We start from the raw sequence: 10,549 nt of genomic DNA on the forward strand, positions 1-10,549 counted from the left end.
CCTGATTGTGCTTAAACATTGATCAATGCAGCGCTGCGCTGCTGGATGGGGGCTCGCAATAGAAGGCGAGCAACCATCAGGTCCCAAGCTGTCACCCCGGCCGTTCTGCCGGTCACCGCCGCTTGGCTTCACCGCCGGCAGGGCCTGATACGATGATCTGGGCCCGCTGGGGCCTGCCGTTCGCTGCATTGAAGCCGGTCACAGGGCCGTGCCCGTCACTGAAGCGAACCAACTAGCCCAAGGCGGCCTTGCAGGCTGCTGGCGCCCTTTTCACCCTCAAGCCCTTGCCTCACTGCCGCTTGCTCAAGCGACCTGCCTCTAACCATGGATAAATTTTTGCTGCAGCAGCAGGTGCTGGACCGGCTCGCCGAAGACCTGCTGCAAGTCGAACAGGCCTTGCGCGAGGCCCATGAAACGGCCACTCACGAAGAGAACATCGCCGAAAACAAATACGACACCCTGGGCCTCGAAGCCGCCTACCTGGCCACTGGCCAGGCGCGCCGGGCTGAAGCCATCCGCCAGGCCATGGCCCATTGGCGCCAGTTCCGCCCGCGCCCCTACGACGCCAGCCAGGGCATACAGCTGGGCGCGCTGGTCTGCCTGGTCGATGCCGGCGGCCAACAGCAGCATCTCTTTCTCGGCCCCGATGGGGGCAGCATGAGGTTGCTCAGCGGCACCCAGCTCGTTCAGGTCATCAGCAGCGAAGCGCCTTTGGGGCGGGCCATGCTGGGCAAATACGAGGGCGATGAGGTGTTGATCGGGGTCGGCTCCATCCGGCAGCAGTTTGAGGTGCTGCAGGTGGATTGAGGCGCAAGTCAGTGGCAGTCGCTGCGAGGCAGGTCGGTGTCGGCGTTACCTTGGCCCCGTTCGTGGGGTTCGGGATGCACCGGGGCCTGGACCAGGCGCAGGCTCCTAGATCGTCGGCACCGTGCCCCCGTCAATCAGGTGCTCTGAACCCGAAATCGAGCCCGCCCGCGGTGATGCGAGGAACACGATCAGATCGGCGACTTCCTGCGGCCTGGCTGGCCGCCCGAGTGGAATTCCCCCCAGCGATTGCATGATGATCTGCTTGCCGCCTTCGTAGTCAGTGCCCGCCTGTGCCGCCAAGCGCTCGGCCAAGGCCACGGCGGCCTCGGTCTCGATCCAGCCCGGCGAGACGCTCAACACGCGAACCCCCTTTGGCGTCACTTCCTTCGACAAGGCTTTGCTGTAGGTGGACAAGGCCGCTTTGGCTGCCGCGTAGGCCGTGGTCGATTCCGGCAGCGGCATCATGCGCTGGATCGAGCTGACGTGAACGATGACGCCAGAGCCTTGGGCCAGCAAGGCCGGCAGCAGGGCGCGGTCAAGGCGCACGGCCGGCATCAGGTTCAGGTTCAACGCATCGAACCATTGCGCGTCGTCCAAGGCCGCGAAGCCGCCGCCAGGTGCATTGGAGCCGCCCAGCACGTTGACCAGAATGTCGAGCCCGCCCCACCGCTGGAGTACCGCCTGCGCCACCTCGGTCGCGCCCTCGGCCGTCGACAGGTCGGCCGCGATGCAGTGCACCCCTTCAGGCGCAGGCTCAGGCACGGCCCGCGCCGTGGTTGCAACCTGCACCCCTGCGTCGCGTAGGCCCTGCACGACCGCTGCGCCCACACCCTTGGTGCCGCCGGTGACCAGCGCCCGCCGGCCTGCCAGTTGAAGGTCAAAGCTCATGCGGTGATCTCCAAGGAGGCGATCAGACCGTGCTCGAGCCGGAAGTCGTAGCGGAGATCGACCGGACTGCCAGGGAAGCTGCCGGCCACCCGGCTGGTGACGAGATGGCGCCCGTCCTTCTGTTCCAGCGCGAAGGGCTCACTCGTGTAGGTGTACTTGCTTGAGGCCTCCAGCTTCCACGCGCTGATGGCGTCAAGGCCGACGTGGGTGCGACCCTCGTCTTTCACGACGGCTTGTGCCGTGAAGCATCGGGCGACGGCCTCGTGGCCTTGCTTGTCGGCCGCGAAGTAGGCGGCGATGGGTTCGGGGAGGATCAGGGCGGTCATGGTGAGGAACTCCGTGGTGATGAAGCCCTCAGGATGCGCCCGCCAGAGAATTTAGTGAATGACCTAGAATTTGAATGATCTATGTAGAAATGGATGCAGAATGCGCGGGTCCGACTTTGCTGAACTGAAGGCCTTTGCCGCCGTGGTCGAGCGGGCCAGCTTTGCGCGTGCGGCGGAGCATTTGGGCCTGTCACCCTCGGCGCTGAGCCAGACCATCCGGCAGCTCGAAGCCCGGCTTGACACCCGGTTGCTGAACCGCACCACGCGCAGCGTGGCGCCCACGGCCGCTGGCGATCAGTTGTATGGCCGCATCGCACCCTTGTTCCGCGAGATGGCAGACGCCGTGGCCGAGGTGAGTGCGGCTGCCGGCCAGACGAGCGGAACGCTGCGCATCAATACGCTCGGAATGGCTGCACGGCAGATCATCGCCCCTCGGCTGGGCCGATTCCATCGTGCACATCCCGAGGTGGTGCTGGACATTGTGGTGGACGACGGGCTGAGCGATATTGTGGCGGGTCGCTTCGACGCCGGCATCCGCGTGGGCGGGCGGCTGGAGAAAGACATGATCGCCGTGCGCCTGACGCCGGACGTGAACATGATCGTGGCAGCGTCGCCGGGCTACCTGGCGCATCGCGGCATGCCGCGTTCACCGGCCGACCTGCACCACCATGCCTGCATCAACTGGCGCCTTCAGCTTGACGGTAGCGCCTATCGTTGGGAGTTCGAGAAGAAGGGCCAGCGGCTCGAGATCGCAGCGCAAGGCCCCTTGGTCACCAACTACTCGGACGTCGGCGTCGAAGCAGCGCTGCAGGGACTGGGCATCGTCTACGCCTTTGACCGCGAGCACGTCGACCAGCATCTTGCCCAAGGGCGGCTGGTGCAGGTCCTGGCCGATTGGTCGGTCACGCGGCCGGGGCTGTTCCTTTACTACCCGAATCGGCGCCATTTGCAGCCGGCGCTGAGCGCTTTCATCGGCTGCCTGCTGGATCGTGATTTGTCAGCCACGGAGCCAGGTCACACCCCGAGCTGACGCCGCCTGCCGGCCGCCATCAACCCCTCAGTCTTTTCCTCTGTCTTTTTCATCTTGTCTCCTGTTTGGAGCTTTCTTGGGGCCCTGGTGGCCCGGGCTTCAATACCGGTAGGTCAGTGCCAGCAGCGCCGTGTCCCGGTGGCCATGCCCTGCAAGCGGGCTGTTGCTCAGGTTGCGGTCCACGAACACGCGGCGCAGGTACAGGTTCAGCACCCAGGGACCGCTCACGGGCAACTCGATCAGGCCACCCACATAGGGGTTCAGGGCCGCACCGGGCTGGTAGGCGCGGCCCGCCGCAGCCGCGTCGGCCGCGGTGGTGCCCAGGTAGTAGCGGGCATAGGCTGCCGACTGCCGCTCCAGGCCCAGCTCGGGGTACAGCGTGAGGCGGCCGAGTGGCAGCTCGGCCAGGTAGCGCGCCTGCAGCAGCGTGCCGCCCGAGGCGCCGAAGTCGTGCAGCACATTCAGGCCGAAGGCGCCCACCGGCGTGATTTGCAGCGTGCCCAGCCCCAGCGGCACCGGGTCTTTGCGCAGCGACCAGCCGCCGCCCTGGTAGCCATCGCTGCGCACCTGGCCCAGCAACTCCAGGTGGCCTGCGCCCAGCGGCAGGGTCTTGACGCCAAAGGTATCGATGCGGCCAAACAGCCGGCCCTTTTCGAAGTTCAGGTAGGGCACGACGCTGGTCTGGGCCTGCACGCCCTGGATGCCGCTGGCGGTGTGCAGCACGCCCAGGCCGACATCGCCGCTGAAGGCCTCGGGGTGGGCCACTGCGGCAGGCTCTTCAGAGCAGGCCACACCCGGCAAGAGGCCCGCCAAGCCGAGCGTCAGCGCGATTTTCAGGGCTTTGAGGGTGTGAGAGGCGTTTGCGGGTGGGCAGGCAGGCATGGACAGGTGGCGAGGCCGCGTCGTGGGCCGCTTGTTTTGTGAAGCGGGCAGTGTAACCAGCAGCTGGATCAGGAGGCCGGCTCGCCACGGCCCCGGGCTCAATCCAGCGTGATGCCCAGCGCCTTGATCAGCGGCTGCCACTTCTTGCGCTCGCTGTCGATCAGGCGGTTCATGTCGGCGGCGTCGGCCGGGCGGGCTTCCCAGCCGGCGTCGAACAGCTTCTGGCGCACGCCGGCATCGGCCATGGCTTTTTGCAGCTCGGTGCCCAGGCGCGCGCCGATCTCTTTGGGCGTGGCCGAGGGCAGCACCAGGCCTTGCCAGGTGTAGGCCTCGACCGCGGGGTGGCCCAGCTCACGCGCGGTGATCAGCTGCGGCAGCTGGGGGATGCGCTCGCCCGACAGGGCCAGCAGGGGCACCACCTTGCCCGCCTTGACGGCGCTGATGCCACTGGGCAGGTCCAGCATCATCAGCGGCACCTGGTTGCCCATGACATCCTGCAGGGCCGGGGCGCCGCCCTTGTAGGGCACGTGCAGCATCTTCACGCCGAACTCGCGCTGGAACAGCTCCAGCGCCAGGTGGTGCGGGCTGCCCGGGCCGGCGGTGGCAATGCTGAGTTCGCCGGGGCTGCGCTGCAGCGCGGCCAGCAAGGCCTTGGCGTCGGCCAGGCCGGCCTGCGGCGAGGCCACGATCAACAAGGGCGAGCGGCCCATCATGCCCACGGTGCCGAAGTCTTTGTCGGCCGAGTAGGGCAGCTTTTTGTAGAGCACGGGGTTGTACACCAGCACGCCGTTGTCGGCCGACAGCATGGTGTAGCCGTCCGCTGGCGAGTGGGCCACGTTGTCGGCCGCGATGGAGGCGCCGGCCCCGGGGCGGTTGTCCACCAGGATGGGCTGGCCCAGCTGGCGCGACAACTGGGCGCCCACGGTGCGGGCCAGAAAATCGGTGCCCCCGCCGGCGGGGTAGCCCACCACCCAGCGGATCGGCTTGCTGGGGTAGCTGCTGGGCTGGGCCTGGGCTGCGCCCAGGGCCAGCAGGCTGGCGCCGGCCAGCGCGAGGGTGGTGAAAAGTCTCCGGCTTGTTGTCATGGTGTCTCTCTTGTATTGAAGGGTGGTTGGAAGCAGAAAAATCAGAAAGCGGCACGAGCCGCCGGCCTCAGGCCAGGCACTGGTACTTGGTGTGCAGGTACTCCTCCAGGCCCTGGCGCGCGCCTTCTCGGCCATAGCCCGACTGTTTGACGCCGCCAAAGGGCGCCACGGCGGTGGAGATCAGGCCCGAGTTGATGCCCACCATGCCGTACTGCAGGGCGGCGCCCACACGCCAGGTGCGGGCCGAGTCGCGGGTGTAGAAATAGGCGGCCAGGCCGAACTCGGTGTCGTTGGCCATCTGCAGGGCTTCGGCCTCGGTGTGGAAGCGGAACAGCGGCGCCACCGGGCCAAAGATCTCCTCTTGCGCCAGGCGCATGGCCGGGCTCACCCCGGTCAGGATGGTGGGCTCGTAGAAGGTGCGGCCCAGCGCATGGCGCCGGCCCCCGGTCAGCACCTGGGCGCCCCCGGCCACCGCATCGGCCACCAGCTCTTCGACCTTGGCCAGGGCGGGCTCGTCGATCAGCGGGCCTTGGCCCACGTCGGCATCCAGCCCGTTGCCTACCTTGAGTGCGCGCACGGCGGCGGCCAGCTTGGCGGCAAAGGCGTCGTACACGCTGTCGTGCACCAGAAAGCGGTTGGCGCACACACAGGTCTGCCCGGTGTTGCGGTACTTGGAGGCCAGGGCCCCGATCACCGCCTGGTCCAGGTCGGCGTCTTCGAACACGATGAAGGGCGCGTTGCCGCCCAGCTCCAGCGACAGCTTCTTGAGCGTGGGCGCGCACTGGGCGGCCAGCAGCCGGCCCACCTCGGTCGAGCCGGTGAAGGTCAGCTTGCGCACCAGCGGGCTGGCGGTCAGCTCGGCCCCGATGGGGCGGGCGCCGCCCGTGAGTACGTTGAACACCCCGGCCGGCACCCCGGCGCGCTGGGCCAGCTCGGCCATGGCCAGGGCGCTTAGCGGGGTCTGGGTGGCGGGCTTGACGATGATGCTGCAACCCGCGGCCAGGGCCGGGGCCACCTTGCGCGTGATCATGGCAGCCGGGAAGTTCCAGGGCGTGATGGCGGCGCACACGCCCACGGGCTCACGCGTGACCAACAGGCGCTTGTCGGGCCAGGGCGAGGGGATGATCTCGCCGTACACGCGCCGCGCCTCTTCGGCATACCACTCGATGTACGAGGCCGCGTAGCCGATCTCGCCGCGCGCCTCGCTCAGGGGCTTGCCTTGCTCGCTGGTCATCAGCAGGGCCAGGTCGTCCTGGTGCTGCAGCATCAGCTCGAACCAGCGGCGCAGGATGCGGGCGCGGTCTTCGGCCGTGCGCTCTTTCCAGAGCAGGTAGGCGGCCTGGGCCGATTCGATGGCCTCGCGGGTCTGGTCGGCACCCACGTCGGGGATGTGGGCGATCAGCTCGCCTGTGGCCGGGTTGTGCACGGGCAGCGTGGCACCGTTGCGGGCGGCCACCCAGTGGCCGTTGATGAGGTTGGCCTGCTTCAGCAGGCTGGGGTCTTGCAGGGTCAGCATGGTGGGTTGGTTCAGTAGGGGCTGCTGCCGGTGGGGGCTGCGGTTGGGGCCGGCTCGGTGGCGGGCTTGTAGCTGCGGGCCAGGGCGCTGGCGGCACCCACCAGCAAGGTGGTGTCCACGCCCACGGCCACAAACTGCGCGCCGGCGGCCAGGTAGTGGCGGGCCTGCACCGGGTCGGCCATCAAAATGCCGGCGGCCTTGCCGGCAGCGCGCACGGTGGCAATGCCCTCGGTGATGGCCTGTTGCACGGCGGGGTGGTTGGCCTGGCCGCGGTAGCCCATCGAGGCCGACAGGTCGGCCGGGCCGAAGAACACGCCGTCCACCCCGTCCACCTGGGCGATCTCGGCCAGGTGGCTCAGGGCTTCGGTGGTTTCGGCCTGCACCAGAAGACACATCTCGTCGTCGGCCAGGTGCACGTATTGGGGCACCTGGTTCCAGCGCGAGGCGCGGGCCAGGGCGGCGCCCATGCCGCGCACCCCGGCCGGGGCGTAGCGCATGGCGCGCACCATCTGGCGTGCCTGCTCGGCGTTGTCGATCATGGGCACCAGCAGGGTCTGGGCACCCACATCGAGGTACTGCTTGACCAGGGCAGTGCGGCCTTCCACCGGGCGCACCACCGGGTGCACGGGGTAGGGCGCCACGGCGCGCAGCTGCGACAGCACGGTGCGCACATCGTTGGGGCCGTGCTCGGCATCGAGCAGCAGCCAATCAAAGCCGCAGCCGGCCAGGGCCTCGGCCACGTTGTCGTCGGCCAGGCCGACCCACAGGCCGATCTGGGTCTGGCCCTGTTGCAGGGCACGCTTGAACAGGTTGGGGCTCAGGGCTTGCATCGGTGGCCTCACACAAAGCGGAAGGACACCGAGCCCAGCGGCCCGTAGTCGGCATGAAACGCGTCGCCGGCCTTGGCCGGTGTGGGCCGGGTGAACGAGCCCGCCAGCACCACATCGCCCGCATTGAGCTGCTCGCCATGCGGGGCGATCTTGTTGGCCAGCCAGGCCACGCCGGTGGCGGGGTGGTTCAGCACGGCGGCGGCCAGGCCGGTTTCTTCGATCACGCCGTTCTTGTGCAACAGGGCGCCCACCCAGCGCAGGTCCACATCCAGCGGTTTGACCGGGCGGCCACCCAGCACCACGCCCGCGTTGGCGGCAAAGTCGGAGATGGTGTCGAACACCTTGCGCGGGGCCCGGGTGTCGCGGTCGAACTGCTCGATGCGGGCATCGATGATCTCGATGGCGGGCACCACGTAGTCGGTGGCCGACAGCACCTCGAACAGGGTCACCTCGGGGCCTTTCAGGGGCTTGCCGAGGATGAAGGCCAGCTCCACCTCCACCCGCGGCGCAATGAAGCGCGCGGCCGGGATGTCGGTGCCGTTGTCAAAAAACATGTCGTCCATCAAGGGCGCGTAGTCGGGCTCGGTGATCTGGCTGGCCATCTGCATGGCGCGCGAGGTCAGGCCGATCTTGCGGCCCTTGATGCGGCGGCCATCGGCCTGTTCGAGCTTGACCCACTCGCGCTGGATGGCATAGCCGTCGGCGATGGTCATCCCGGGGTGGCGGGCCGAGAAGTGGCGCAGCGGGGTGCGCGCCTTGCGGGCGTGGTAGAGCTCCTGGGCCAGGGCTTCCAGGGTGGTTGGGGGCAGCATGGTGGGTGGGGTCCTGTGCTCTTGTTGTGATGGCGTGGCCGTGTTCAGGCCGCGAGGGGCTGAACCGGAAAGATGGCGTTGATCTGGCCCGTGCCCGAACTCGGGAAGAACGGGGTCACCACCTCGACACCGGCGCTGTAGGCGTCCCAGCCCAGGGCGCCCAGCAGCATGGCGGTGTCGTGCATGAAGCCCTCGCCGTGGCCCTTGTCTGCGTACTCGGGCAGCAGGGCGCAGAAGGTCTTCCAGTCGCCCTTCTTCCACATCTCGACCACGTGGTGGTCGAACTCTTCGAGGTAGGGGCTCCACATCTTGTGCATGAATTCTTCGGCCACCCCGTTCTGGGCAAAGCGGTGGCTCAGCGAGCCGCTGGCAAAAAAGGCCACCTTGCCGTCGTAGTCGCGCTCCACGGCCTCGCGCAGGGCGCGGCCCAGGCGGGCGCTGTCGGCCAGGTTGTGCACCGTGCACAGCGCCGACACCGACACCACCTTGAAGTGGCGGTCGGGGTTCATGTAGCGCATCGGCACCAGGGTGCCGTACTCCAGGTTCAGCGTGGTGTCGGGGTGGGCACGGGTGGGCACGCCGGCTGCCGTGGCGGCGCGGGCCAGCAGATCACCCAGGGCCGGGTTGCCGTCGTACTCATACGGCATGTTCTTGATGAAGTGCGGCAGCTCGTTGCTGGTGTAGATGCCCTTGAAGTGCGCCGCGTTGTTGATGTGGTAGCCCGAGTTGACCAACCAGTGGGTGTCGAACACCACGATGGTGTCCACGCCCAGCGCGCGGCAGCGGCGGCCGATTTCGTGGTGGCCATCGATGGCGGCCTGGCGGCAGCCCTTGTGCGGGCCGTCCAGCTCGCTGAGGTACATCGAGGGGACGTGGGTGATCTTGGCGGCAAGCGCGAGTTGGCCCATGGTTGACTCCTTTGGTTGTGTCTTGTGTCGGGGGCGATGGATGGGTGAGCGCGGGCTCAAACTCCCCAATGGGGGATGTGGTGGTTGCCCAGCGAGACGGCCACGTTCTTCGGTTCGCAGAAGACTTCGTAGCTCCAGGTGCCGCCCTCGCGCCCGGTGCCGCTGGCCTTGGTGCCGCCAAAGGGCTGGCGCAGGTCGCGCACGTTCTGGCTGTTCACAAAGCACATGCCGGCCTCGATGGCGGCGGCCATGCGGTGGGCGCGGCCCAGGTTCTCGGTCCACACGTAGCTGGAGAGGCCGTACTGCGTGTCGTTGGCGATGCGGATGGCGTCGGCCTCGTCCTCGAAGGGGATCAGGCAGGCCACGGGGCCGAAGATCTCGTCCTGGGCGATCTTCATGCGGTTGTCCACGTCGGCGAACACGGTGGGCCACACGTAGTTGCCGCGCTGCACGCGCTCGGGCAGCGCGGCCGCGTAGGCGGGACGGTCCAGGCCGCCGCACAGCAGCGTGGCGCCTTCCTTGGGGCCCAGCTCGATGTAGCTGCGCACCTTGGCCAGGTGGGCCTGGCTGATCATGGGGCCCACGATGGTTTTTTCGTCCAGCGGGTCGCCCACGGTGATGCGGCGGGCGCGCTCGGCGAACTTGGCGGCAAAGTCGGCGTAGATGGCCTTTTGCACCAGGATGCGGCTGCCGGCGGTGCAGCGCTCGCCGTTGTTGCTGAAGATCATGAACACGGCGGCGTCGAGGGCGCGATCCAGGTCGGCGTCGGCAAAGATCACGAAGGGGCTCTTGCCGCCCAGCTCCATGCTGAACTTTTTGAGGCCCGCGCTTTGCACGATGCGGTTGCCAGTGGCGGTGGAGCCGGTGAAGCTGATGGCGCGCACATCGGGGTGGCTGCACAGGGGCTCGCCGGCCTGCTTGCCGTAGCCGTGCACGATGTTGAGCACGCCGGCGGGGATGCCGGCCTCCAGGGCCAGCTCGCCCAGGCGGGCTGCGGACAGGGGCGAGAGCTCGCTCATCTTGAGCACGGCGGTGTTGCCGAAGGCCAGGCAGGGGGCCACCTTCCAGGTGGCGGTCATGAAGGGCACGTTCCAGGGGCTGATGAGGGCGCACACGCCCACGGGGTGGAACAGGGTGTAGTTGAGGTGGGTGGGGGTGGGGTAGGTGTGGCCGTCCACGCGGGTGCACATCTCGGCGAAGTAGCTGAAGTTGTCGGCCGCGCGGGGCACGAGCTGCTTGCCGGTTTGCGAGATGACCTGGCCGCAGTCGTTGGTCTCGGTCTGGGCGATCTCGGGCACGTGGCGGGCGATGAGCTCGCCGAGCTTGCGCATCAGCTTGGCGCGCTCGGTGGCGGGCAGGCCGGCCCATTTCGGGAAGGCCGCTTTGGCGGCGGCCACGGCGGCGTGGACCTCGGCCTCACCGCCGCTGGCCACCTCGGCCAGCACCTCCTGGGTGGCGGGGTTGA

At 68.0% G+C, this 10,549-nt stretch carries 11 protein-coding genes; 2 read left to right on the plus strand and 9 right to left on the minus strand.

Annotated features, from left to right (window positions below; all coding sequences use genetic code 11):
• Nucleotides 1-324: 324 nt before the first annotated feature.
• On the plus strand, nt 325-807 hold the full coding sequence (locus F624_RS0129745; RefSeq protein WP_019578031.1) for a GreA/GreB family elongation factor: 483 nt from the start codon (nt 325-327) through the stop codon (nt 805-807).
• 105 nt (nt 808-912) lie between these two features.
• Here F624_RS0129745 and F624_RS0129750 read toward each other — a convergent pair whose 3' ends face one another.
• Both F624_RS0129750 and F624_RS0129755 read right to left on the minus strand, forming a co-directional pair.
• Nucleotides 913-1,695, minus strand: a complete 783-nt coding sequence (locus F624_RS0129750) for an SDR family oxidoreductase (RefSeq protein ID WP_019578032.1) — start codon at nt 1,693-1,695, stop codon at nt 913-915.
• Nucleotides 1,692-2,021 carry a nuclear transport factor 2 family protein gene (locus tag F624_RS0129755; RefSeq protein WP_019578033.1) on the minus strand — a complete coding sequence of 110 codons (330 nt, stop codon included), beginning with the start codon at nt 2,019-2,021 and terminating at the stop codon, nt 1,692-1,694. Before F624_RS0129755 ends, F624_RS0129750 begins: the two co-directional genes overlap by 4 nt.
• 100 nt (nt 2,022-2,121) lie before the next feature.
• Between F624_RS0129755 and F624_RS0129760 the strand changes: the two genes are divergently transcribed.
• Nucleotides 2,122-3,051, plus strand: coding sequence for a LysR family transcriptional regulator (locus F624_RS0129760; RefSeq protein ID WP_019578034.1), 930 nt, complete (start codon nt 2,122-2,124; stop codon nt 3,049-3,051).
• A gap of 99 nt (nt 3,052-3,150) precedes the next feature.
• Here the strand turns inward: F624_RS0129760 and F624_RS0129765 are convergent, their stop codons facing one another.
• The 7 genes from F624_RS0129765 to hpaE all read right to left on the minus strand — a co-directional run.
• Complete coding sequence (locus F624_RS0129765; RefSeq protein ID WP_051107591.1) at nt 3,151-3,864, minus strand: MipA/OmpV family protein; 714 nt, start codon at nt 3,862-3,864, stop codon at nt 3,151-3,153.
• Nucleotides 3,865-4,031: 167 nt separating this feature from the next.
• Nucleotides 4,032-5,018 carry a Bug family tripartite tricarboxylate transporter substrate binding protein gene (locus tag F624_RS0129770; RefSeq protein WP_019578036.1) on the minus strand — a complete coding sequence of 329 codons (987 nt, stop codon included), beginning with the start codon at nt 5,016-5,018 and terminating at the stop codon, nt 4,032-4,034.
• A 67-nt stretch (nt 5,019-5,085) separates the two neighbouring features.
• Nucleotides 5,086-6,534 (minus strand): NAD-dependent succinate-semialdehyde dehydrogenase, encoded by a 1,449-nt coding sequence (locus F624_RS0129775; protein ID WP_019578037.1) that lies wholly within the window; start codon nt 6,532-6,534, stop codon nt 5,086-5,088.
• 11 nt (nt 6,535-6,545) lie between these two features.
• The gene (gene hpaI / locus F624_RS0129780; RefSeq protein WP_019578038.1) at nt 6,546-7,364 is read right to left on the minus strand and encodes a 4-hydroxy-2-oxoheptanedioate aldolase; all 819 of its coding nucleotides are present in this window, start codon (nt 7,362-7,364) and stop codon (nt 6,546-6,548) included.
• Between the two features lie 8 nt (nt 7,365-7,372).
• Nucleotides 7,373-8,176 (minus strand): 2-oxo-hept-4-ene-1,7-dioate hydratase, encoded by an 804-nt coding sequence (gene hpaH, locus F624_RS0129785; RefSeq protein WP_019578039.1) that lies wholly within the window; start codon nt 8,174-8,176, stop codon nt 7,373-7,375.
• Nucleotides 8,177-8,220: 44 nt separating this feature from the next.
• Nucleotides 8,221-9,084, minus strand: coding sequence for a 3,4-dihydroxyphenylacetate 2,3-dioxygenase (gene hpaD, locus F624_RS0129790; RefSeq protein WP_019578040.1), 864 nt, complete (start codon nt 9,082-9,084; stop codon nt 8,221-8,223).
• A 56-nt stretch (nt 9,085-9,140) separates the two neighbouring features.
• Nucleotides 9,141-10,549: 5-carboxymethyl-2-hydroxymuconate semialdehyde dehydrogenase (gene hpaE / locus F624_RS0129795; RefSeq protein ID WP_019573550.1), on the minus strand; the 1,409-nt coding region annotated here is incomplete at its 5' end.

The organism is Curvibacter lanceolatus ATCC 14669, assembly GCF_000381265.1.
GTDB classification, from domain to species: Bacteria; Pseudomonadota; Gammaproteobacteria; order Burkholderiales; family Burkholderiaceae_C; genus Curvibacter; species Curvibacter lanceolatus.